The 23,161-nt window shown below is 34.7% G+C and carries 22 protein-coding genes and 1 riboswitch; of the genes, 21 read left to right on the plus strand and 1 reads right to left on the minus strand.

Annotated features, from left to right (window positions below; genetic code table 11):
• The first annotated feature begins 59 nt into the window (after positions 1–59).
• The 17 genes from ACKX2A_RS08400 to ACKX2A_RS08480 all read left to right on the plus strand — a co-directional run bounded on the left by ACKX2A_RS08400 (position 60) and on the right by ACKX2A_RS08480 (position 16,321).
• Complete coding sequence (locus ACKX2A_RS08400; protein ID WP_415328920.1) at positions 60–2,444, plus strand: M1 family metallopeptidase; 2,385 nt, start codon at positions 60–62, stop codon at positions 2,442–2,444.
• 81 nt (positions 2,445–2,525) lie between these two features.
• Positions 2,526–3,221, plus strand: a complete 696-nt coding sequence (locus tag ACKX2A_RS08405; protein WP_415328921.1) for a hypothetical protein — start codon at positions 2,526–2,528, stop codon at positions 3,219–3,221.
• Positions 3,222–3,311: 90 nt separating this feature from the next.
• The gene (locus ACKX2A_RS08410; protein WP_415328922.1) at positions 3,312–4,202 is read left to right on the plus strand and encodes a hypothetical protein; all 891 of its coding nucleotides are present in this window, start codon (positions 3,312–3,314) and stop codon (positions 4,200–4,202) included.
• A gap of 148 nt (positions 4,203–4,350) precedes the next feature.
• The gene (locus tag ACKX2A_RS08415; RefSeq protein ID WP_415328923.1) at positions 4,351–4,629 is read left to right on the plus strand and encodes a co-chaperone GroES; all 279 of its coding nucleotides are present in this window, start codon (positions 4,351–4,353) and stop codon (positions 4,627–4,629) included.
• Between the two features lie 53 nt (positions 4,630–4,682).
• Entirely contained in the window at positions 4,683–5,039 is a 357-nt protein-coding gene (locus ACKX2A_RS08420; RefSeq protein WP_415328924.1) for a four helix bundle protein, read from the plus strand.
• 74 nt (positions 5,040–5,113) lie between these two features.
• Positions 5,114–6,739, plus strand: a complete 1,626-nt coding sequence (gene groL / locus ACKX2A_RS08425; protein ID WP_415328925.1) for a chaperonin GroEL — start codon at positions 5,114–5,116, stop codon at positions 6,737–6,739.
• A 95-nt stretch (positions 6,740–6,834) separates the two neighbouring features.
• The gene (locus ACKX2A_RS08430) at positions 6,835–7,602 is read left to right on the plus strand and encodes a hypothetical protein (RefSeq protein ID WP_415328926.1); all 768 of its coding nucleotides are present in this window, start codon (positions 6,835–6,837) and stop codon (positions 7,600–7,602) included.
• A 179-nt stretch (positions 7,603–7,781) separates the two neighbouring features.
• A complete protein-coding gene (locus ACKX2A_RS08435) occupies positions 7,782–8,711 on the plus strand; it encodes a Kelch repeat-containing protein (RefSeq protein ID WP_415328927.1) in 930 nt (309 codons plus the stop codon).
• A 130-nt stretch (positions 8,712–8,841) separates the two neighbouring features.
• Positions 8,842–9,354 carry a DinB family protein gene (locus ACKX2A_RS08440; protein ID WP_415328928.1) on the plus strand — a complete coding sequence of 171 codons (513 nt, stop codon included), beginning with the start codon at positions 8,842–8,844 and terminating at the stop codon, positions 9,352–9,354.
• A 107-nt stretch (positions 9,355–9,461) separates the two neighbouring features.
• The gene (arr, locus tag ACKX2A_RS08445) at positions 9,462–9,884 is read left to right on the plus strand and encodes an NAD(+)--rifampin ADP-ribosyltransferase (RefSeq protein WP_415328929.1); all 423 of its coding nucleotides are present in this window, start codon (positions 9,462–9,464) and stop codon (positions 9,882–9,884) included.
• Between the two features lie 185 nt (positions 9,885–10,069).
• Positions 10,070–10,825, plus strand: a complete 756-nt coding sequence (locus tag ACKX2A_RS08450) for an SDR family oxidoreductase (protein WP_415328930.1) — start codon at positions 10,070–10,072, stop codon at positions 10,823–10,825.
• Positions 10,826–10,895: 70 nt separating this feature from the next.
• Positions 10,896–11,246: a YciI family protein gene (locus ACKX2A_RS08455; RefSeq protein ID WP_415328931.1), complete on the plus strand. Its 351-nt coding sequence runs from the start codon at positions 10,896–10,898 to the stop codon at positions 11,244–11,246.
• Between the two features lie 18 nt (positions 11,247–11,264).
• A complete protein-coding gene (locus ACKX2A_RS08460) occupies positions 11,265–12,506 on the plus strand; it encodes an RNA polymerase sigma factor (RefSeq protein WP_415328932.1) in 1,242 nt (413 codons plus the stop codon).
• 101 nt (positions 12,507–12,607) lie between these two features.
• Entirely contained in the window at positions 12,608–13,165 is a 558-nt protein-coding gene (locus tag ACKX2A_RS08465) for an SHOCT domain-containing protein (protein WP_415328933.1), read from the plus strand.
• A gap of 415 nt (positions 13,166–13,580) precedes the next feature.
• On the plus strand, positions 13,581–14,018 hold the full coding sequence (locus ACKX2A_RS08470; protein ID WP_415328934.1) for a DUF1801 domain-containing protein: 438 nt from the start codon (positions 13,581–13,583) through the stop codon (positions 14,016–14,018).
• 130 nt (positions 14,019–14,148) lie between these two features.
• Positions 14,149–14,274: riboswitch (FMN riboswitch) on the plus strand.
• 93 nt (positions 14,275–14,367) lie between these two features.
• Complete coding sequence (ribB, locus tag ACKX2A_RS08475; protein WP_415328935.1) at positions 14,368–15,018, plus strand: 3,4-dihydroxy-2-butanone-4-phosphate synthase; 651 nt, start codon at positions 14,368–14,370, stop codon at positions 15,016–15,018.
• 301 nt (positions 15,019–15,319) lie between these two features.
• Positions 15,320–16,321, plus strand: a complete 1,002-nt coding sequence (locus ACKX2A_RS08480) for a T9SS type A sorting domain-containing protein (RefSeq protein WP_415328936.1) — start codon at positions 15,320–15,322, stop codon at positions 16,319–16,321.
• A gap of 293 nt (positions 16,322–16,614) precedes the next feature.
• Here the strand turns inward: ACKX2A_RS08480 and ACKX2A_RS08485 are convergent, their stop codons facing one another.
• Positions 16,615–18,699: an outer membrane beta-barrel protein gene (locus ACKX2A_RS08485; RefSeq protein WP_415328937.1), complete on the minus strand. Its 2,085-nt coding sequence runs from the start codon at positions 18,697–18,699 to the stop codon at positions 16,615–16,617.
• Positions 18,700–18,896: 197 nt separating this feature from the next.
• Between ACKX2A_RS08485 and ACKX2A_RS08490 the strand changes: the two genes are divergently transcribed.
• The 4 genes from ACKX2A_RS08490 to ACKX2A_RS08505 all read left to right on the plus strand — a co-directional run bounded on the left by ACKX2A_RS08490 (position 18,897) and on the right by ACKX2A_RS08505 (position 23,118).
• Entirely contained in the window at positions 18,897–19,649 is a 753-nt protein-coding gene (locus ACKX2A_RS08490; RefSeq protein WP_415328938.1) for a DUF3575 domain-containing protein, read from the plus strand.
• A 77-nt stretch (positions 19,650–19,726) separates the two neighbouring features.
• Complete coding sequence (locus tag ACKX2A_RS08495) at positions 19,727–20,638, plus strand: hypothetical protein (RefSeq protein ID WP_415328939.1); 912 nt, start codon at positions 19,727–19,729, stop codon at positions 20,636–20,638.
• Positions 20,639–20,649: 11 nt separating this feature from the next.
• Entirely contained in the window at positions 20,650–21,942 is a 1,293-nt protein-coding gene (locus ACKX2A_RS08500) for an MFS transporter (protein ID WP_415328940.1), read from the plus strand.
• 501 nt (positions 21,943–22,443) lie between these two features.
• Entirely contained in the window at positions 22,444–23,118 is a 675-nt protein-coding gene (locus tag ACKX2A_RS08505) for a DUF4919 domain-containing protein (RefSeq protein ID WP_415328941.1), read from the plus strand.
• The last annotated feature ends 43 nt before the right edge of the window (positions 23,119–23,161 follow it).

Raw genomic sequence — 23,161 nt, forward strand, 5'->3', positions numbered from 1 at the left:
ATTTCTGACTTTTCAACTACTTATTGTTATATTTGACAATCCTTAAAACAATATCGGTTATGAAACTAAAAGTTGCTATACTTTCTCTTTCTGTATTCGCGTATACAGGTTTCACCGCACAAAATATTCAGAATAATCCAGGGAGCAACCACGGAAATAAATTCGAACAGCTAGGGACCATCCTTCCTACACCAAACGTTTATAGAACCGCATCGGGATCCCCTGGTCACGCATATTGGCAAAACAGAGCCGATTATGACATTACCGCTTATCTTGATGAAGACAAAAGAAATTTAAAAGGTTCGGAAACCATCACTTACTACAACAATTCACCTGACGATCTGGATTACATTTGGTTGCAATTGGATGAAAACCAGTTATCAACGGTGAAAAAAGCAGATTTCCCGTTCTCTTCTACCCTTCCGAAAGCTTCGACAGATCAGCAGCTAAAAGCTTCCGAAATCCCCGTTTCGGATAACGGATTTGGAGTAAATCTTGAAAAAGTAACGGATGCTTCCGGAAATCCTTTAAAATATACGGTGAACAAAACCATGATGCGTATTGATTTGCCTAAAGTTCTTAAAAAAGGCGAAAAACTTGTTTTCAAAGTAGATTGGAATTACAATATTTCCAACAGAATGAAAATGGGCGGTCGCGGTGGTTACGAAAACTTCCCTGAAGACGGAAACGATCTTTACACGATGACACAATGGTATCCTAGAATGTGCGTTTACAGCGATTTCCACGGATGGCAGAATCATCAGTTTACAGGAAGAGGTGAATTTGCTTTGGTTTTTGGAAATTTTAAAGTTTCTATGAATGTTCCTGCAGATCATGTTGTGGGCGGAACAGGAGAATGTAAAAACTACGATCAGGTTTTAAATTCAGACCAATTATCAAGATACAATAAAGCTAAAACATCAACTGAACCTGTTGAAATCGTGACGTTAGATGAAGCTAAAAAGGCAGAAAAAAATCATTCAAAACAAAGAAAAACCTGGATTTTCGAAGCGAATGACGTGAGAGATTTTGCCTGGACTTCTTCAAGAAAATTTGTCTGGGACGGAATGGGCGTCACGATTCCTGAAAACAATAATAAAGTAATGGCGATGAGCTTTTATCCAAAAGAAGCTTATGGATTGTACAGAAAATATTCGACAAAAGCTGTTGCACATACGATAAAAACGTATTCTGAATTTACGATTCCTTATCCGTATCCGGTTGCTCAGTCTGTGGAAGCAGCCAACGGAATGGAATATCCGATGATTTGTTTTAACTACGGAAGAACAGAAAAAGACGGAACGTATTCCGAGGGAACTAAAAACGGAATGTTGGGCGTGGTAATTCACGAAGTTGGACACAACTTTTTCCCCATGATCATCAACTCCGACGAAAGACAATGGACTTGGATGGATGAAGGTTTAAATACTTTCGTTGAATATCTTACAGAAGAAAAATGGGACAACAAATTCCCGTCAAAAAGAGGTCCGGCTTGGACAATCGTTGATTATATGAAGCTTCCGAAAGATCAATTGGAACCCATCATGTCGAATTCTGAAAACATCGTTCAGTTTGGTCCAAATGCATATTCAAAACCGGCAACAGGATTAAATATTCTTCGTGAAACCATTATGGGAAGAGAACTTTTCGACAAAGCATTTAAAACTTATGCGAAAAGATGGGCTTTCAAACATCCTGAACCTGCAGATTTCTTCAGAACAATGGAAGATGCAAGTGGTGAAGATTTAGACTGGTTCTGGAGAGGTTGGTTTTACGGAACAGATCCTGTAGATATCGCGATCGACAAAGTAACGGTTGCAACTCCGGACTTGAACACAGCACCAAGAGAGGCAAAAGAAAACAAATATAAAGTTGACAAACCTGCTGTAAATGAATTTGAAGATATTTCAAAAATCAGAAACAGAGAAGATAAGAACATCACTTTTTATGTAGATAAGGACAAAGAAGCTCAGGATTTTTACTACAGATACGACAGAGGTCAGGAAAAAGTTGATAACAATAAAGAATATACCTCAAAATTCGACGGAACAGAACCTTTGACGCAGAAAGAAAAGGACAAGTTTAAAAATATTACCGCTTACCAGATCGATTTTACAAACAAGGGAGGTTTGGTAATGCCGATTATTCTTGAATTTACTTTTGAAGACGGAACTAAATTAACGGATAAATCTTCAGCGCAAATTTGGAGAATGAACGAGCAGAAAGTTTCTAAAACGTATTATTTTGAAAAGAAATTAAAATCTATTCAACTAGATCCGATGAGAGAAACTGCCGATATTGATACTTCCAACAATTTTTGGACAAATGATGGCGGAACGACACCAGTTTCGAAATTCGATTTATTTAAGCAAAAAGAAGGCGGAAACGTAAGAGGCGCCTCCAACGGAAAAGTAAATCCGATGCAGGCAGCAGGAAAAAAGTAAACAAAAAGTAATGTAACTTTTACATAAAAGGCACTACTTATTATTAAAAAAATCATGAGAATATTTCTGATAATTTTAATAATGAGCAGTGCCAATTTTTTTGCTCAAAAAACATTGAATCCCAGCAATGTAAAACTTGAATCTAAATTCATAAAAGATGAAACTTCTAATGCTGTTTGGTATGTTGAAAAGGGCGATCAGAAAATGGAAATCGGAAAGATTTCTACAAAAACTAAAAAAATAGATAAAGCAACTCTTCTCATTGAAACAACAGTAAGAATGAATCAGGCTCCGGATAAGCCTTGGGTAGATTCAACATTGGTTAAAATTCCAAACTTTCAGCCGATTTATCATTCGTCTTACAATTTGTCGAGAGAAATGGTTTTAAAATTTGAAAAAAACAAAGCAACCGGTTATTATTTAGATAAAAAAACTCAGAAAAAAGATGATATTAATGAAAATATTTCTACTGAATATTTCGACAGCAATGCGTATCCGGGATTAATAAGATATTTACCTTTAAAAGAGCATTATTCCACTGAAATGCCGATTTTTGATTATAATCCAACGGCAAAAAAAGGAATTATAAAAGCTTATATTGAAGATATAAATAAAGGAGAACTGAACGGCAAACAAATCTGGATTGTAAAAACAACGGATGATATTCAGGATAGAAAAACCATTGTTACGTATTATTTAGATATCGCAACAAGAGAAGTTTTAAAACAAGAAATTGACTCTAATGGAAGAAAAATGGTCATGGAAACTGTGAAATAAGAAACAATAATATAATTTCTTTGAAAAGTATTCAGAATCTGGATACTTTTTTTTTAGATTTGCCCTCAATAAAAAACTTTAAAAATATCCATGAAAAAACTTAGTCTTTTTGTGCTGTTCATTCTTTCTGCACAAAACTTTTTTGCTCAATCTTTACAATTTTACACCGGAAAAAGAGATTTTATTCCTATTGAAATTTTAATGGAAGACGGAAGTACGAAAAAAGGATTTGCACAGGATTTTATGTTACCCGATGTTGCCACTTTCAGCATGATGGGAAAAGGACCTAAATATGCAAACTTAGACCGAACAGAAGTAAAATTTAAATCTTCTAAAAGCGATACTCAGGTACAGTTGATTCCTGTTTCTACTATTAAAAGTTTGCTTTATACCAATGAAGAGACGCAGGAACAATTTCAATTAGACAAACGTCTCGTAAAAGAAATCAACAAAGATCAGGAACTGGAATCGGAAGGAAAAGTACTGATGCTTCCTTTAATGGAAAAGGGACCAATTAATCTTTATGGTTACAGAAGCATGTTGTGTAAAGCAGATTTTGGAAATAATTTTTCTGCTGCTTCTAATGGAAATGAAAATGACTGTCAGTTGACCTATGTAATGATCTATCTGAGCAAACCGGACGACACTGTTGCTATCGCGCCGGTAGATTATCCTTCGCTAAGTCCTTTAGATTTATTTAATCTTAAAACACTTTACAAAAAGTTTTATACAGCCTACGAAATTGTCGGAGCAGACTGCCCTGAATTCTTGAAAAAAGTGGATGAGGCAAGACAGCAAGATTATTTTTCCAATAAAACATTTAAGGAAAAGAAAAGAGCAACAGATGATGAAAGAAAAGCTGCATTAAAAGGAAAAAGAGGCGCTGAAGCATCGAAAATCAATATGAAATACAGATCGGCAATTTATACTGATATTTACAAAAAATTAATTGACGATTACAAAGATTCTTGTCACCAATAAAATACAAGTCACCTCAAAAACGAGGTGACTTTTTTTCTGCCAAAATTTCCACTCTCAAAAAATAAATTCTGCCATTTCCGTCACGAACAATCGATGGCACACATTTAGAGAATTTCAACACAGAAATAATTAAAAAATTAAATATATTATGTTAGTAAACTTTAAACCATTAGCAGACAGAGTTTTGGTAGAGCCAATCGCAGCAGAAACTAAAACAGCTTCAGGTATTATTATTCCGGACACCGCAAAAGAAAAACCACAAGAAGGTACTGTAGTAGCAGTAGGTCCTGGTAAAAAAGACGAGCCAACAACTGTGAAAGTAGGTGACAAAGTTCTTTATGGAAAATATTCAGGTTCTGAATTGAAATTGGAAGGGAAAGATTATTTAATTGTAAAAGAAGGGGATTTATTGGGTATCATCGGGTAAGATGCTTCTAGCTGTTGGCTTTTGGCTAATGGCGTGACTGCATATAAATTAGCATGAGAGATTTTAAAAAATTTGAAGTTTGGCAACTAAGCCATCAGTTAACTTTGAAAATTTATACTTCAACCAAAAGCTTCCCAAAGGAAGAAATTTTTGGATTGACCTCTCAAATCAGAAGATCATTTGCTTCTATCGGATATAATATTTCGGAAGGAAGCGGAAGAAATTCGGATAAAGAATTTGCTAATTTTATCAATATTGCGCTAGGATCGTCCAATGAAGCTGAAAACCAATTAATTATTGCTAAAGATTTAGGTTACATTAATGAAAATGATTACCAAAATCTGTTACTCGAATTAACTATCTTAAAGAAAAAGCTTGTAACACTTTGGAACAGGCTCAACGGAAATTAAAATCAAATTATAAAATCAAAACTGCGAATCGCTAAGGCCAACAGCCAAAAGCTATTCGCCAAAAGCTTAAAACAATGGCAAAAGAAATAAAATTCGATATTGAATCAAGAGACGCTTTAAAAAGAGGGGTTGATGCATTGGCTAATGCAGTAAAAGTAACTTTAGGACCAAAAGGGAGAAACGTGGTAATCGAAAAATCTTTCGGTGCACCTCACGTAACTAAAGATGGTGTTTCTGTTGCAAAAGAAATCGAACTTGAAGACAGAGTAGAAAACATGGGAGCGCAAATGGTAAAAGAAGTTGCTTCCAAAACTAATGATATCGCAGGAGACGGTACGACTACCGCTACTGTATTGGCACAGGCTATCGTAAGAGAAGGTCTTAAAAACGTAGCTGCAGGTGCAAACCCAATGGACTTGAAAAGAGGAATCGACAAAGCAGTAACTGCTGTTGTTGAAAACTTAAAAACTCAGTCTCAGGCTGTTGGAGATTCTACAGATAAAGTAAAGCAAGTTGCTTCAGTTTCTGCTAACAACGACGAAACAATCGGTGCTTTGATTGCTGAAGCTTTCGGAAAAGTGGGTAAAGAAGGTGTTATCACGGTAGAAGAAGCTAAAGGTATCGATACAACAGTAGACGTTGTAGAAGGTATGCAGTTTGACAGAGGTTACCAGTCGCCATATTTTGTCACAAACCCTGAAAAAATGTTAGCTGAGCTAGAAAATCCATACATCCTTTTAGTTGAGAAAAAAATCTCTTCAATGAAAGAATTACTTCCGGTTCTTGAACCAATCGCACAAGGTGGTAAATCTTTATTAATTATCTCTGAAGAAGTTGAAGGTGAAGCTTTGGCAACTTTAGTGGTAAACAAATTGAGAGGTTCTCTTAAAATTGCTGCTGTAAAAGCTCCAGGATTCGGAGACAGAAGAAAAGCAATGTTGGAAGATATCGCAATCCTTACAGGGGGTACTGTTATTTCTGAGGAACAAGGTTTCACAATGGAAAACATTACAATCGATATGTTGGGAACTGCTGAGAAAGTATCTATCGATAAAGACAACACGACGATCGTAAACGGTGGTGGTGAAGAAAGCAAAATCAAAGGAAGAGTTGCTCAGATCAAAGCTCAGATGGAAACATCTACTTCTGATTACGATAAAGAAAAATTACAGGAGAGACTGGCTAAATTAGCTGGTGGTGTTGCCGTTCTTTACGTAGGTGCAGCTTCTGAAGTTGAAATGAAAGAGAAAAAAGACAGAGTAGATGATGCCCTTCACGCTACAAGAGCAGCTGTTGAAGAAGGTATCGTTGCAGGTGGTGGTGTTGCTTTGGTAAGAGCGATCGCTTCTTTAGAGGCTCTTTCCGGGTCAAATGCAGACGAAAATACAGGGATCAAAATTGTAAAAAGAGCAATCGAAGAGCCATTGAGACAAATCGTTGCTAATGCAGGTGGTGAAGGTTCTGTAATCGTTGCTAAAGTGGCAGAAGGAAGCGGAGACTTCGGATACAACGCTAAAACTGACGAGTATGTAAACATGCTTGAAGCAGGTATCATCGACCCTACGAAAGTAACAAGAGTTGCTCTTGAAAACGCAGCTTCTGTTTCTGGAATGCTTTTAACAACTGAATGTGTGATCACTGAAGTGAAAAAAGATGAGCCAGCTATGCCAATGGGTGGTGGAATGCCGGGAATGATGTAGTCTTAACTGCTATAAATAAATTAAACCGTTCTGCTTTTTGTGGAGCGGTTTTTTTTACATAATTTTTAATTTTGAACTTTAATATACAATCTTAAATGACTATACAAGAGAAAATTTTACAGGATAAATGGCTTGAATGTATCTATCATATGGATAGGATGAAAGATAAATGGTTTGAAATTCAAACAGATGGAGCAAAAAAAAATATTATTTCAAGGGAATTTAAATATGAATTTAATTCCTTTGTTAACAGTTGTAGAAGCGTAACCTTTGTTATTCAAAAATGCTTTAAAAATAAGGTTGAGGGTTTTGATGATTGGTATCAAGGAGTACAAGATGCTCTGAAACAAAATGATTTTGCTAAAGTTTTAGTCGATATTAGAAATACTAATCAAAAAGAAGGGAATAGATTCCCAGATATTATTGATGTAAAGACTATTAATAAATACTTTCAATCAGAAACTACTTATTCACCGTTTCCAATTGAAGGAAATAATCTTTTATCTCGCTTAAATTTATCGGAAGAAGAAAAAAAAACTATATCTCCTAATATTTCCAACTTTGACATTGTTCCAATTTTAGAAAACTTTGATATTAACTTAGTATATGATAACAAACCAGAAGAAACCTATGAGGAAATAAAAAAAAATATGGAGAAAATGTTAATTCAAGAAACTTTTAAAATGATATCTCAGAAAATCAGCGAAATTACAGATGATGAATTTAAGAATTCAAGTAAAGCTCCAAGTAAATTAAAAATTAATGAAAAAATTTATACTTGGGATGAATTCTATGATGAGTGTAAAAAATTAATTTCTTTTCTTAAAGATAATTGTATAAATTGCATTCAACTATTTACATAGTCCCAATGTCATGAATTTAAAATTCATGGATTCTCTCTATCTCTAAATCCCTCGCTCGTATCTGCCAAGAAATATAAAAAACCGCTCAACTCAAGAGCGGTTTTCCATTTCAAAAACTCAACATCACAGATTCACAATCCCTGACTTTTCCCTATCTTTAAAACCAAATCCCACCACCCTTGAAAACAAAACTATTCCTCCTTTCACTTTTCGGCTTATTCTTCGCGAATGCACAAACCCTAAATTTCAAACATCTCGCGAGTATGTCTGTGGGCAGAGGAGCTACAAGCAGTGTCATTGTAGATGATAATATCTATGTGAGCAATGGGTATAAAAGCACTGATGGCAATGCCAACTTTATGGAGAAATACAGCATTAAAGATAACCGCTGGAGTATCATCAACTCTAAATTGCTTCCCAGAAAATTCGCCAATTCGGAGACTTACAATAATAAAATTTATATTTTTAATGGCTGGGGAAATAGCCATCTTGAAATAGTAGACCTTGAAACTAATAAAATAACAAAGGGAGCTGTTAATCGTGCCTACACAGGAAATGCCGGTTCTGCCATCCACAACGGAAGAATATATACCTTCGGCGGTAGCGGACTAAACAATGCTGCAACCACCATATTTTCTAACAGATTCCAATACTACGATATTGCTTCCGATACATGGCATCCATTACCGGATATGCCTACAGCCAGAGAAACAAAGGGCAAAATTGTGAATGATAAGTTGTATGTCATTGGTGGTTTCAACGGTACCTCTTCCCGTCTGGTTAATGTTTTTGACCTCAACAAAAATCTCTGGACTGAGCAATATACGATGCCTGTTGGGATATCCGGTCATGCATTAGCGGTATCAGGTCATAAGATTTTTATTGTAGGCGGTTCCAATAATCAAACTTTTTTGGCTTATTTTGATACTGAAACTAATAAACTGCATCAATTATCTTCAAACATGATTCCGCGAAGACATGCTGCTGCAGAAGTTTATAACAATAAATTATACATCATGGGTGGAAGTACAACGTCTTCAACTAAATCAGCCATTAAAAGCATTCAGGTTGCGGATATTAGCGAAGGAGCACTCCCCGCTCGTGACTAATCAAAATTAAAAATAGATATTCATCAAAATAATATGAAACCGTTCTTTAATGAATAGAGCGGTTTTTTCTTTAATCAAAATCAAAGACTTTTTATTAATTTTATAACACCAAACTATAAAATATTTCACAATGAATCTCAAAACCCTAATCACCCACACCGTTCAGTACAACAATTGGGTGGTCAATAAGTACATCGACTGGCTTTCAACAAAGTCCGATGAGCAGCTTAATCAGGAAGTTATTTCCAGCTTTACGACGATTATGAAAACATTGCATCACATCTGGCAGACACAGGAATACTGGTGGAGTTATATCGGAGAAAATGATGATTTTGATTTTGCAAAAGTCTCAGCTACAATCGGCAAAGAAGAAATTTTCGATGGCATCAGAAACAATTCTCAGAAGCTGATGAACTATGTAGAAAGCTTATCCGAAGAAGACCTTACGAAAAATGTGAAAATAGAATCACAATGGTTTCAGTGCGATTTTTCAAAATATGAATACATTCAGCATATTGTTTTACATGGAACCTATCACAGAGGACAAATAGTAACAATGGGACGAAACGTCGGAATCACGGATGCTCCAATGACAGACTACAACTTCTGGAATATTTACAAAGAAGAAAATGTAAAAGCATAAAAGACTAATTAAAATCAATAAACCGCTCAATTTCCCGAGCGGTTTTTTTATTCAAAAACAAATGCATAAGTTTACAGGTTCTGAATTTTTCAATAAACAAAATCACAATGGAAAATAAAAAAGAAAACATTCTAGACAACGGACCATTCTACCACGGAACAAAAGCCGATCTGCAAATCGGAGATCTACTTACTGCAGGATTCAAATCAAATTATTATCCCGAAATCATTATGAATCACATCTATTTCACAGCCTTACAAAACGGAGCTGGTTTGGCTGCTGCATTGGCACAAGGAAATGGAGATGAACGAATTTACATCGTAGAACCAACCGGAGAATTCGAAAATGATCCCAATGTAACCGATAAAAAATTCCCGGGAAACCCGACAAGATCTTATCGAAGTTCACAACCTGTGAAAATTATTGGCGAAGTAAAAGAATGGATCAAACTCACAGATGAAGAACTTCAAAACTGGAAAGAAAGAATCGCAAAACTTCGCGAAAATCCCGAAGCTGAAATTATAAACTAGTTGATGGTTGATAGTTTTTGGTTGATTGAATAAAATATTTTCAAATTTGTTTAAAAACTTAATATATAGTTCAAAACATCCAACTTCCCTCCTCCATCTTCCATTCCAATAAAATTTTTCACAATTTTTGTCCAATCGTCAAAATTCGTTTGTCATTAAGTATATAACCCATAAAATTATACATAATGAAAATCACAGTAATCGGCGGAACAGGACTGATTGGAAGCAAACTGGTGAACAGCCTTAAAAATTTAGGGCAAGAAGTTTTGGCTGCTTCCCCAAACTCAGGGGTAAATACACTTACAGGAGAAGGTTTAGACCAAGCCTTAGAAAACGTAGATGTTGTTGTAGATGTTGCCAATTCCCCTTCTTTTGCAGACGAAGACGTTATGAACTTCTTCAAAACTTCGGGCGAAAACTTAATGGCAGCAGAGAAAAAAGCAGGTGTTAATCATCACATCGCACTATCTGTTGTAGGAACAGAACGTTTACAAGACAGCGGATATTTCAGAGCAAAACAGGTTCAGGAAGACATTATTAAATCTGCGGGAATTCCTTACACAATCGTTCATTCAACACAGTTTTTCGAGTTTGTTGGCGGAATTGTAAAATCTAGCACGGTTGATAACAAAATCTTGGTTTCTCCGGCATTAATTCAGCCTATCGCTTCAGACGATGTTGTAAAGGCAATGACAGAAGTTGCCATCGGCGAACCGAAAAACACAACCATAGAAATTGGAGGTCCTGATAAAATTAAATTATCAGATTTGGTTAAAAAATACACTACGATCATGAAAAATACAGACGAAGTCGTTTCAAATCCTGATGCAACCTACTTTGGAGCACCCTTGAATGATTCAACTTTAGTTCCAAACGCAGATGCAAAATTGGGAACAATTCATTATGACGAATGGATTTCTAACCCTGAAAATCAGAGATAAAAACAACCGTTTTTTTATTATTAAATTTATACAATCCAATTACAATTATTAAAATTTTAAACCTAATATCATGAACGAATTTTTAATTGCCATACACAGAGATATCATCAACAAAGACGCATCGCCTTCTCCTGAGCAAATGCAGGCAGCAATCCAACCTTTTCAGGATTGGTTAGGAGGAATTGCAGCTCAAAACAAACTGGTCGTACCTCCAAAAAGATGGGATCTTGGTGGAAGAGTCGTAAAAAATAATACCGTAACCAATGGTCCTTACGCAGAAATTAAAGAATCAATCGGAGGAATGTTTATCATCAGAGCCAATGATTATGATGAAGCGGTAGAAATTGCAAAAGGATGCCCTATTCTTGAGTGGGGAGCAAGTGTAGAAGTGAGAATGGCGATCCCACCCGTAACTGAATAATTTTTATATTTAAATTAAATGCAAGAAAAAGCATTAATACCCAATTTATTCAGAACAGAGTACAGAAAAATAGTTTCTGTGCTCTGTTCTACATTTGGTATTAATCACATCGAAATCGCTGAAGACATCGTAAGCGACACTTTTCTTTCTGCCACAGAATCCTGGAGCATCAATGGAATTCCGGAAAATCCGACTGCTTGGTTGTATACTGTTGCAAAGAACAAATCGAAAAATTATTTTAAACGAGATTCGCTTTTTCAGCAAAAAATTTCAACTGAGATAAAATATTCTTCCAACGACAGAGAAGAATTTGAAATCGATCTTTCTCAGAAAAATATTGCCGACAGTCAGTTGGCGATGATGTTTACAATCTGTAATCCTTCAATTTCAAAAGATTCTCAGATTTCTTTAGCCTTAAATCTATTGTGCGGGTTCGGAACCCAGGAAATTGCAGATGCTTTTTTAATTAATAAAGAAGTGGTTTACAAAAGACTACAACGCGCCAAAGAGAAATTAAAAACGGAAGGCATTAAAATCGAACAGCCTACTGTTTCACAAATCAATACCAATTTACAAACGGTTCTTACCACTTTGTATTTGTTATTTTCCGAAGGCTATTATTCCACTTCCCAAAACACAATTCTCCGACAGGATTTTTGTCTGGAAGCCATTCGGTTGACATCTCTTTTAATCGAAAATAAAATGACAAACACTCCGGCTACGAATGCTTTATTATCGTTGATGTCCTTTCACTCTTCCAGATTTAATGCAAGATTCAACGAAAAAGGAGAAAGTATTTTGTATGAAGAACAGGATGACAAACTTTGGGATTACCACCTCATCGAAAAAGGAATTGAATATCTAAATCAAAGTGCATCCGGAGATTTTTTAACTAAATATCACCTCGAAGCAGCCATCGCCTTTTGGCATACAAAAAAACAAAACACCGATGAAAAGTGGGAAAATATTCTTCAATTATACAACCAGCTTTTACAAATCGAATACTCTCCTATCGCCGCACTCAACCGAACTTTTGCCTTTGCGAAAGTAAGAGGAAAATCTGCCGCTATTTCCGAAGCCGAAAAACTTCAACTCACCGACAATCCTTTTTATTTTTCATTGCTGGGACATCTTTACACAGATATTGATGATTTAAAAGCCATTGAAAATTATGAAAAAGCGCTGAAACTTTCAAACTCAAGTTCGGTTTCTGTTACTTTGAAAAAATATATAGATCAGCTGACAAAAAAAAATCAATAACAATTAATAAAACACCGATGGAATAAGGATTTCCGTAAGGTTAGCTTGATAGCTTGTTTTACTTTTGATTTTCAATTTTTTTGATAATTAAATATAAAACAATGAAAAAAGTATTATTAATTTTTACACTTTTATTTTTCGGAATTTATTATTCTCAAACTGCTCCTAAATTCGAAAACGACACCTTGACAACTTCAACAGGATTTAAGGTTTACGTAGGTTTAGATTTAAAGATTGGAACAGGTTCTATGAACGACGGCGATTTTAAATTCATCCGAACCAACGCCAGTTCGATGTTCAATTATTATTCGACGACAGGCTATCAAGGCTTAGCCAATCAAGCCAACTCTTTCAGAAGAAGCAATTCCGGATTGACTTTTAAAGTAAAGAAAATCATGACGCGGGGAAGCAAAAAGAATGGTTTTATTTATTATGCTAAAATCGGAAGCGGAATGATTAATTATGAAGTTGATCTTGAAAACGCGATAAAATCAGGTGAAATTACTGTTCCTGATGAATTTTTACCCAAAGAAAAATCTCAAAATCAAAATTCCGAAACCAAATATGATAGATTGAAAAAGATAAAAGAACTGAAAGATTCGGGAGTTTTGTCGGAAGAGGAATTTCAGAAGGAAAAAGAGAAAATTATGAAAGAATAACTTAGAAAAATGCTCTGATTTATAGAGCATTTTTTATTTTTATATGAATTAAAATTACAAGTAATTAAAATAGTTTTAGAAATTGAAAGCCAAACCGTTGAATTCGAAAGAAACTGGTTTACAGGAAGCTTTACTTACACAATAGATGGAAGAACAAAAACTTTAGACAGTGCTTTAAATCCTTTCACTCATTTTTCCGTTCAGTTATCCAGAGCTTATGAATTACAAGTTGGAAATTCTACTGTTACGGTTATCAAAACAAGACCTCTATTTTTCGCAGGTTTAAGAACACATAATTACAAATTTTATGTAGATAAACATCTTGTAAAAGAAATAGAATCCATGTAACTTAGTTAAAAGTATTTTTTAATTTTTTTAAAAACTTTCGAAACAAAGTAATAAAAATCCAACAGTCATGGCTAAAAACAAAACCACAGAAACAACAGTCAGCGTAGAAGATTTCATTAATTCATACGTAGAAAAAGACGAAAAAAAGGCAGACAGTTTTGAACTCATTAAACTCATGAGCGACTGGTCAGGATTTGAACCGAAAATGTGGGGACCAACCATCATCGGATTTGGCAGTTATCATTACAAATATGAAAGTGGACACGAAGGCAATATGCCTTTAATTGGGTTTTCACCACGCAAAGCTGAATTTTCATTGTACGTTTATTCGCCAACGAAAGAAAGCGAGCCTTTATTAAACGATTTTGGAAAATTTAAGATGGGTAAAGCCTGTATTTATGTTAAAAAACTTTCTGATATCAATATTGATACTTTAGAAAAAATCTGCAAAGCAACGATTGCTTATTTAAATGAAAATCATGAATGCGCTTGCAGAGAAAAATAATACAAAATGATTATTCATAAATTTTTTTCCATTACAAAAAACTTCCCGAAATTTGTCTTCTGTGCGTTAAATAAAAAATTAATGAATTAAAGAAAAATTTAAACAAAACATACAGTAAAAACTTAGTATAAGTTTTCTTCGGGGCAGGGTGAAATTCCCTACCGGCGGTTACAGTCCGCGACTCCTTTCTTTTGAAGGGACTGATTTGGTGAAATTCCAAAACCGACAGTTAGAGTCTGGATGGGAGAAGAAAATGGAGCAATCAGTGAGGCTATTTCGATGGACTCATTGTATTGTATTTCATTTCCATGTACCGAAGTGTATTTTAACTTTCAAAAAGTAAAATAACATGGAAAAATTATTAGAAAAATTCGGAGCAACTCCGATAGAACGTGTAGAAAAAGCACTTTTTACATTACAACAGGGAAAAGGTATTCTTTTAGTCGATGATGAAAACCGCGAAAACGAAGGCGACATCATATTTCCCGCTTCCACGATTACAGAAAAAGACATGGCACTTTTGATCCGCGAATGCAGCGGAATTGTTTGTCTTTGTATTTCTGAAGAGAAAAGCAAACTTCTGAATCTTCGTCCAATGGTGGAAACCAACAATTCAAAAAATCAAACGGCATTTACCATTTCCATTGAAGCTAAAGAAGGTGTCGAATCCGGTGTTTCGGCAAAAGATCGCGTAACAACTATCAGAACAGCGATTGCAGAAAATGCAGTTGCCGAACACATTGCAAGTCCGGGACATGTTTTTCCTTTAATTGCAAGAAAAGACGGTGTTTTCGAAAGACGCGGACATACGGAAGGAAGTGTGGATTTGGTAAAACTCGCGAATCTCGGTGATGATGCTGTTCTTTGTGAACTCACCAACGAAGACGGAACGATGGCAAGACTTCCTGAAATTGTAGATTTCGCCGAGAAAAAAGAAATGACGGTCGTTACAATCGAAGATATTTATTCTTACCGAAAGATGATCATTAGTCAGAATTAGGAATTGGCTGGAAGTTGGAAGATTGAGGCTGGAAGTTACCATTATTGTGGATATTTTTATGCCTGAAACTTCCATTATCCATCTTTATTCTCCTAACCAAAATTTAGCGTACAGAATAACCGTTCAAATTTCTTTGAGCGGTTTTTTTATTCAATTAAATCCAATCAAGAAGATGAAAAACTTTTTGTAATTCAACTTAAATATTTATTACATACAAAAATCATATTTAAATTAATGTTTGTTTAAAGAAAATTTATTTTTCAATATCGGTTTTTAATTATCTTTAATGAAAATTTTAAACATGACACGAACTCTACTTTTTCTACTGGCAGCTTCTGGCATTTTGTCGGCGCAAACCACAATTACCAAGGCATTTCACGATCCTATTTCTGGTGAAACAGCAAACTATTTAGCCGTAAGTGGAACACCCGATAATTCTGCAACCGGAGCAAATACTACGTTCAACAACGCATCTTTGACATTAGGATCTGCAACTCCAACAGCATATTCTACTCCAAATGCAAGTGAAATTTCTACTTTTCCAGGTTCAACTTTAAAAATGGTAGGAAGCGGAAATACAGTTTATTATAAACAATCTGCATCAAAATTAGAGATTACAGGGTTGGTAACTTCTGATGCAACTTTGAATTTATCTGCAAATAATGGAACTTTTATCAGTTATCCCGCAGCTTTCGGTTACACAGAAACAGATCAGGCACAAGGAACTTTTTCATCTTCAAGTGCTAATGGTTTGTGTAAAGGAACGATTAATATTGCCGCAGATGCATGGGGAACTTTAGTTTTAGGTTCATCAACATATACTAGTGTTTTAAGAGTGAAATCAACACAGAATTTCAATCTTTACTTACCTAACGATACTTCTTTCACATTTCCGATCGGAACGATTGTAAATACAGCGTACTCTTATTATGATACGACTCACAAATTTCCTTTGTTCAGTACAACTCAAGTCGTTGTGAATGTTCCTTTGGCGGGAATCAACAATCAAACGACAAACGCTGCACAAGCTTTAAGTCTTACAACTTTGGCAACGGCAGATTTGGCTGTTAAAAAAGAAAGTTTAAAAATCTATCCAAATCCTGCTCAAGATTTTATTGAATTAAAAGGAAATGGTGAAAATTATTCATTAGCAAAAATTTACAGCTTAGATGGAAAATTGGTGAAAACTTCTGATTTAAAATCCGGAAAAGTTCAGGTTTCTGATCTTCCTTCTGCATCTTATTTCATTGAAGTTTCTGGAAAAGATAATAAGGCGGAGACAACGAAATTTATCAAGAAATAAAATTTATACCCCGCAGTTTGTCATTCCGTAGGAATCTAGGCGTAGTATTAGAAAATAAAAAATTTATGTTTAGATCCTTTCAGGATGACAAACTTTGTGGTTATTGTATGGTACAGATTTGATAGGCTACACCTAGCCCCGATTGCCGTGGCATCTTTTTTTGCAGAGACAAAGGCGTTGGCAAAAAAGATATAGCAGAAAGCGGGAAATTGCTCCAAATAAAAATTAGCTCAATAAAAAACAAAATCCGCCCAAAATTCTGAGCGGACTTTTTATTTAATCAAGATAAAAAATTAGAAAGTCGCAGCCGGAGCTGTATAATTGTTGAGTTTCTTTTGTAATTCGGTCTTTTTACCTTTTGAAAAATCATAGCTGAAACCTAGAACAAACATTGATTTGTTATTCATAATCTGGTTGACACGACTGTAATTTACCAAACTTTCGGGTAAACTTTTTGTTTTATATTCCGATGGCATTCCGATCCAGTACATTCCCGCCATGAAAGTCCATTCCTTATTTTTATAACTCGCGAAAGCGTGATTCTGATTTTCATTCGTACTTAGAAAAGCTCCATTCAAAGTGTAAACAGGAATATTTAATTGATATTGAATACTGAAAGATTTGTATTCCGACGACAACACCAAATTATTCGCTAGATAATTATTTTTAATCAAAGCTCCACTACTTGTTCGGATCGTTTCCGTAGCCGGAGTTAAATACAATTTTGCCACCAGAAGGCTGTTTCCGAAAGGTTTATAAAAACCAGACAATTGTACCCCAAATTGCTGAGAATTTTTAGCATTTTCATAAGTCAAAGCATATCCAAAATCCTGATCCAACACATAATATTGATTGATCGTTCTGTCTGTGTATCTGTAAAATACATTCGCATTAAAATCAAACTTTTTGTTATTAAATGAATAAATAAAATTATTCGCAAACATTTGCTGAGACTTTAAAAACGGATTTCCTTTTTGTACAATATTCGGAGCCATTTGTACAATATTGCTGCTCAAAGCCGCACTCCAAGGACTTACTGGTCGGTAACTGCTCGTAAAACGAAGACTTTGATTATCTTTCAATTGATACCCCAAAATTACTTTTGGAGTAAAAGACCACTGATCGAAAGTATTTTCTGCACTTTTGTTGTGAATATTCGTAAGTCCCGCTCCAATTCGATAACTGAATTTATCAACTTTTCCTGAAAATTCTGTATAAAAATATTGTTCGAGATAATTTACATTGTATTCTGAAAATCCTGCTAAATTCTGAAGATCATTCGATATATTCGTATTTGAAACTCGATAACCGGAAGATAATTTTCCTGCTTCAAAAGTATGAACGTGAGCCAATTCTCCAACAATTCCTGTTTGTTTGGTCTGGAGATTCATATCATTATCGAAAACAGAATCTCCCGAAGAAATAATCCATTTCTTCGCAAATTCTACCGTATTTGTTTTAAAAGTTGAACCTACGATATTGATGCTGAATTCGTCTTTCTTTCCAATATTTTTTGAGAAATAAAGATCTAATTTCGGTATTGTATAATTAGAAGACCCATTTTTCAACATCGCATGTTCTTCCGAAAGATTATCTTTTGTGAAAATACTTTGTCCAATTCCCTTCACAAAACTTGAGAAAATATCTACATCCATTTTGGCCTGAAAAGCGTAATTATCGGGAACCATTCTTGTATACCTCAGCGCAACATTTTGAGAAGTGTATCCAAAATGATCGGTTTTATCTTCATCAGAACGGTAGTGGGTGCTATTCAAATAATAATCGTAAATGCTGTTCACTTTACGGTTGTCATAATCCCTGAAATTAAGGGAATATTCTAAACCTAAATTGTTCTTTCCTTTTGTATAATTCGCATACGCTGTTCCATTAACAAAGCCTGTATTTAAAGCAGAACTTACATCTGTTCCAAAAACATATCCCGTTTCGGTAGAACGTGTAATTAAATTCACTACAACATCGGCTCTCGTTGCCCATCTAGCAGGAGGAATGTCGTAATACTCCACTTTTACAACTTCCGAAGGCGCAACACTTCGCATCTGCATATCGGTTGCTTCAATTCCGTTGATTAAAAATAAAGTTGTTCCGCCTTTTGTACTTTTTAAGGTGTTTGAAATCGGGTCAAGCTGTAATTCCGGTAAAGTTTGTATCAAATCTTTGGCATAACGTGCTTTATCAAGTGCTTCTTTATCAAAAGTATAAACCGATTTATCTGCGAATTGTTTTTTTCGTTGAGATTTTAAAATCACTTCCTGAATCTCTGCGGTTTTGGTTTCGTCGATGGTATCGTTCTTTACTTTTTCCTGCGAAAACACAAAAATCCCACAAAGAAAAAGCAATGAACTTATAGTTTTTTTCATATTAAAATAGAATAATATATTCTTTAAGACAGTCAATATCCGATATTTGTTACATTCAAAGCAACTTTAAATCTTTAATTAAATTGTAATTAACTAGTAAACAGAAAATTATTTTTTTATTAAAAAATGTAAATTTTTCATCTTTGCCCGTTTTTTGTACTCACTTATGAAACACACCCATCTTAAAATATAAAATCATGAAAAAATACCTCATTCTACTTCCCTGTTTTGTTTTTTCAGGAATAAATGCACAGGAAACATCAGGCGCTGAATCTTCGGAAAAGATGAATATCATTAAAACGAACGTTACAGCTTATGCTTTCAGAAATATCAATCTTTCTTATGAAAGAGCTTTCAATCAATGGTTTTCCGTAAATATGGGCTTTGGAGCCATGCCGGAAGGAAAAGTTCCTTTTATCAACGCTTTTTTGAGTGATGCGGATGAAAAAAGATTTCAGAATCTTGAAGTAAAATCTTTCAATTTCACCATCGAACCTAGATTTTATCTCGGAGCAGGTTACGGAAAAGGATTTTATGTAGCTCCTTATTACCGATATTCAAAAATAACATCCAATACTTTTGATTTTTATTATGATTATACTTTTAGCGGAACAACGTATCAAATTCCGGTCAAAGGCAATGGAAATACAAGCGCACACAGTGGCGGAGTGATGGTCGGAGTTCAGTTTTTCCTTACAACAAGTAGAAATTTAGTGCTCGATTTATGGATTGCAGGAGCACATTACGGAAAAGGACAAGGTGATTTTACGATGACCAGCGATGTTGTTTTAACGCCCGATATGCAGGCTCAGCTGAAAAAAGAGATTGAGGATCTTGATATTCCTTATATAAATTATACCGTAGAAACCAATGCTAATGGAGCTGTTGTAAAAGTGGATGGTCCTTGGATTGGTTTCAGAAGCGGGGTTTCGCTTGGATATAGATTTTAATATTTTATTTAAATATTTTTTAAAAGCCGTTCTTTTGAGGACGGTTTTTATTTTGTTGAAATTTGTATCTTGGCAACATGATTGATTTAATTAAACAAAATAAATTTGAGGAATTAAAAGAAATTCTACATCATTCAAAAGACTTAAAAATTCATACCTATTTCCTCCAAATCTTAAATGGAGATAGTATAGTAGCAGTTGATTCGGAAACTTTTGATGCAGATAAATATCAGGAAGAATTTTTGGAAGGTTTTGAAATTTACAAAGCACTTCAAACTTCAACAATTGATAAAGAATATCTACAAAAATTTCTGCACATGCTGGTAGAATTAACCTTTAAAATGAGTGGTTTTATTCAGCTTATGGCAGAAAATGCGATGAATAAAGGTTTGAATTTATCACACATCGAACATATCTACAAAGTTGATCCCATTCTTAGAGACAGAATACAAGAGCTTATTGAAATTTTAAAAAATGATTCTGATCAGAAAAAAGCGATTGCTAATTTAGCTGCTGCAAAAGCCAGAATAAGCAATTGTATAGGACATACTATTGAGAAATATCAAATTGGAGAAGATATGCTTCAGTTCGGTAGTTCTTATGAAAGTGTAGGAGAAACTGAAACCGCAATCAGAATTTATCAGGGAATTATGAATGATTTTGAAAGTGAATCGGTAAAATTAAGCAGTGGGCTTTTCCCTGAAATTTCTTACACAGACGAAAGACCCGAAAGTGAAATCGCAATTCATAATCTGGCAAAAGAGCATTTCGAAAGATTAACAGGACAAAAAATTGAAGAGCCCAAAAGAGTTCATATCAACGAAAGTCCAGCCGCAAAGGATCTTAGCGAGAATATTCAAAAAGAAGAAGCTCATTACAATAATCACGAACAGAAACCTGTTAAGGAATCCACGAAATTAAATTCCACTGTACAAAAATCTGATTCAGGATTTTTGGGTAAGATTAAAAAGCTTTTTGGTAAAGGTTAATTATTAAATTCATGAACACTTCACAAATCACCACCGCCCAAAGAATCAAAGCTATTGTCGGCGGATCAATCGGAAACTTGGTAGAATGGTACGATTGGTATGCCTATGCAGCGTTTGCTATTTACTTTTCGCACTCTTTTTTTCCGGATTCGGATCTTACCGCTCAATTGCTGAATACAGCAGGAATTTTTGCAGTCGGTTTCTTGATGCGACCAGTCGGAGGATGGCTTTTCGGAAGCATTGCCGATAGAATCGGGAGAAAAAAAGCGATGACGCTGTCTGTTTTATTAATGTCATTCGGATCTTTATTAATCGCCTTAACTCCAACTTATAAAACAATTGGCGTTTTAGCACCATTATTATTGTTGATTGCAAGATTATTACAAGGCTTGAGCGTTGGCGGCGAATATGGCGTTTCTGCAACTTACCTCAGCGAAATGGCAACCAACGACCGACGTGGATTTTATTCCAGCTTTCAATATGTAACGCTGATTGGCGGACAATTGATCGCTTTGGGAATCCAGCTAATTTTACAAAAATTGTTATTAACAGAAGCTCAACTCGAAGATTGGGGATGGAGAATCCCTTTCGTGTTCGGAGCTTTGCTTTCTGTGATCGCATTATATTTAAGAGCTAACCTTCACGAAACCGAAGCTTTTGAAAATAAAAAAGACATTAGCGAAAAAAAGAAAGGATCGATTTCGGAATTATTAAAGCATCCAAAAGCATTATTGACGGTTGTTGGATTGACTCTGGGCGGAACCCTTGCCTTTTATACTTACACCACATACATGCAAAAATTTTTAGTGAATACGGTTCATCTTACAAAAGAAGAATCTACGTTAATTTCCTTTATTTCATTATTTATTTTCGCTTGCCTACAGCCTGTTTTCGGAGCTTTGTCGGATAAAATCGGAAGAAGACCTTTGCTTTTAAGTTTCGGGATTTTGGGAACGCTTTGTACTTATCCTTTATTAAATGCTTTGAGCCATACAACATCCATGTGGGGTGCATTTTTCTTAATCATGTCCTCTTTAATTATTGTGAGCGGCTATACCTCCATCAACGCCGTGGTGAAAGCCGAACTTTTCCCCTCAGAAGTTAGAGCTCTGGGTGTTGGATTACCTTATGCTTTGACGGTGGCCATTTTTGGAGGAACTGCAGAATATCTTGCACTTTGGTTTAAGCAGGAAAATGTTGAGCATTATTTTTACTGGTACATTACCGCCTGTATTTTCTTTTCGTTCGTAGTATACGCAAGAATGAAAGACACAAAAGAAACCTCAACTTTGGATAAAGATTGATCTTAATTGATATACCTAAAAAAATGCGGCTCAGGTTTTCCTGAGCCGCATTTTTTTATTTAATGATAAGCTTGCTTGAACTTTGCAAGAATATTGTCCAGATTATGACGCTGAACATATACACTCTTCACTTCCTCGTACCGCGGCGATTTGTAAAAAACCTCATGGAAATCCATGCTTCCGTTTCCTACTTTCACTACTTTTTGTACATCAATGTTCAATTTTCTCAGTTCGTCTTTAAAAACTTGAAATTCGTCGTGGATATTCTTCATCTATATTTTTGGATTTAATTAGAAAATTTATCTTTTTATATCAAACACCCTACCATTTTATAGGGGTGATGTTTAATTTCTCATTAAAGTTAATAAATTTATCAATACAAATATAACATTTCGTTAACATTTTTGCAATTTATTTTAAAATATGAAATTAATTTTACAATAAACATACGCAATTCATATTTTTCACGTTTAGAAAAATTACAAGAAAACTATTAAAACCATGAACAACAAAGGATTTTTTACATTACTACTTATAATTTTAATTAATATTTTCCATGCACAGAAACCGGAATTTAAAGCTCCTGATTATGATTTAATTCATAAAAATATTGAGAACAAAAAATCAGAATTTTATTATCCTAATCTTTTAAAGCAACTAAAGGAAAACGATACAGTGATGACAGCAGAACAGTATCGTCATTTATACTTCGGACAAATATTTCAACCCGATTACAAACCTTATAAAATAAGTAAGAAAATGGATGAAATGCAAAAATTTTTAAGTGGTGAAAATATTACTGAAAAGGATCTTCCAAGAGGAATTAAACTTTTCAAAGAAGCACTGGATGAAAACCCTTTGGATATGCGTGCGATGAATTATTTTGCGTATCTGAATCATTTGAATAATGATGATAATACAGCAAAAAAAATCTCAAGAAATCTTCATGGGCTTTTGGGTGCAATTCTCTCTTCCGGAGACGGACTGAAATGCGAAACAGGCTTCCATGTCATTTCCGTTACCCACGAATATGTTTTGATGAATATGTTTGAGCTGGAATCAAAATCACAAAGTTTTGATGGAAAATGTGATTATCAGCAATTTGAAAAAGATAAATACAAAATTCCAGGAATGTACTTCAATGTAAGCAAGTTTTATGGGAAAATGTTTGATTGATAAAGCTATTTTTTTTTGTAGTTTTAACAAAAATCATTAATTC

This window comes from Chryseobacterium sp. MMS23-Vi53, assembly GCF_047651245.1.
Taxonomy (GTDB): Bacteria; Bacteroidota; Bacteroidia; order Flavobacteriales; family Weeksellaceae; genus Chryseobacterium.

Coding starts and splice junctions, on each gene's coding strand:
- ACKX2A_RS08400 (WP_415328920.1), top strand. CDS start 60: ATGAAACTAAAAGTTGCTATACTTTCTCTTTCTGTATTCGCGTATACA.
- ACKX2A_RS08405 (WP_415328921.1), top strand. CDS start 2,526: ATGAGCAGTGCCAATTTTTTTGCTCAAAAAACATTGAATCCCAGCAAT.
- ACKX2A_RS08410 (WP_415328922.1), top strand. CDS start 3,312: ATGAAAAAACTTAGTCTTTTTGTGCTGTTCATTCTTTCTGCACAAAAC.
- ACKX2A_RS08415 (WP_415328923.1), top strand. CDS start 4,351: ATGTTAGTAAACTTTAAACCATTAGCAGACAGAGTTTTGGTAGAGCCA.
- ACKX2A_RS08420 (WP_415328924.1), top strand. CDS start 4,683: ATGAGAGATTTTAAAAAATTTGAAGTTTGGCAACTAAGCCATCAGTTA.
- groL (WP_415328925.1), top strand. CDS start 5,114: ATGGCAAAAGAAATAAAATTCGATATTGAATCAAGAGACGCTTTAAAA.
- ACKX2A_RS08430 (WP_415328926.1), top strand. CDS start 6,835: ATGACTATACAAGAGAAAATTTTACAGGATAAATGGCTTGAATGTATC.
- ACKX2A_RS08440 (WP_415328928.1), top strand. CDS start 8,842: ATGAATCTCAAAACCCTAATCACCCACACCGTTCAGTACAACAATTGG.
- arr (WP_415328929.1), top strand. CDS start 9,462: ATGGAAAATAAAAAAGAAAACATTCTAGACAACGGACCATTCTACCAC.
- ACKX2A_RS08450 (WP_415328930.1), top strand. CDS start 10,070: ATGAAAATCACAGTAATCGGCGGAACAGGACTGATTGGAAGCAAACTG.
- ACKX2A_RS08455 (WP_415328931.1), top strand. CDS start 10,896: ATGAACGAATTTTTAATTGCCATACACAGAGATATCATCAACAAAGAC.
- ACKX2A_RS08460 (WP_415328932.1), top strand. CDS start 11,265: ATGCAAGAAAAAGCATTAATACCCAATTTATTCAGAACAGAGTACAGA.
- ACKX2A_RS08465 (WP_415328933.1), top strand. CDS start 12,608: ATGAAAAAAGTATTATTAATTTTTACACTTTTATTTTTCGGAATTTAT.
- ACKX2A_RS08470 (WP_415328934.1), top strand. CDS start 13,581: ATGGCTAAAAACAAAACCACAGAAACAACAGTCAGCGTAGAAGATTTC.
- ribB (WP_415328935.1), top strand. CDS start 14,368: ATGGAAAAATTATTAGAAAAATTCGGAGCAACTCCGATAGAACGTGTA.
- ACKX2A_RS08480 (WP_415328936.1), top strand. CDS start 15,320: ATGACACGAACTCTACTTTTTCTACTGGCAGCTTCTGGCATTTTGTCG.
- ACKX2A_RS08485 (WP_415328937.1), bottom strand. CDS start 18,699: ATGAAAAAAACTATAAGTTCATTGCTTTTTCTTTGTGGGATTTTTGTG.
- ACKX2A_RS08490 (WP_415328938.1), top strand. CDS start 18,897: ATGAAAAAATACCTCATTCTACTTCCCTGTTTTGTTTTTTCAGGAATA.
- ACKX2A_RS08495 (WP_415328939.1), top strand. CDS start 19,727: ATGATTGATTTAATTAAACAAAATAAATTTGAGGAATTAAAAGAAATT.
- ACKX2A_RS08500 (WP_415328940.1), top strand. CDS start 20,650: ATGAACACTTCACAAATCACCACCGCCCAAAGAATCAAAGCTATTGTC.
- ACKX2A_RS08505 (WP_415328941.1), top strand. CDS start 22,444: ATGAACAACAAAGGATTTTTTACATTACTACTTATAATTTTAATTAAT.